At 39.9% G+C, this 306-nt stretch carries 1 rRNA gene; it reads left to right on the top strand.

Annotated features, from left to right (window positions below):
* Window positions 1–166: 166 nt before the first annotated feature.
* Window positions 167–306 (top strand): 16S ribosomal RNA (locus DXA87_RS14580); the annotation flags it as partial.

The raw sequence follows: 306 nt of genomic DNA, 5'->3' as shown, positions 1-306 counted from the left end.
AAAAAAGTTCCTTGAAAACTGAACAGTATGTAAAACCCTGAAAATTCTTATAAAAATGGTCTCTGGTTTAGACCATGAATGAGAACATTCAGAACAAAACCTAATAAAACAGTAGAACGGTTTAAAAATTAGCCAAGCTAAATTTTGGACCTGGATACAAACACTTTAACATGAGAGTTTGATCCTGGCTCAGGATGAACGCTGGCGGCGTGCCTAACACATGCAAGTCGAACGAGGTAAATAAGATGAAGTTTTCGGATGGATTCTTATTTGCCGAGTGGCGGACGGGTGAGTAACGCGTGGGTA

The sequence above is a fragment of the Desulfotomaculum sp. OF05-3 genome (assembly GCF_003435535.1).
GTDB classification, from domain to species: domain Bacteria; phylum Bacillota; class Clostridia; order Lachnospirales; family Lachnospiraceae; genus Pilosibacter; species Pilosibacter fragilis.
This window is presented reverse-complemented; position numbering and strand designations above follow the sequence as displayed.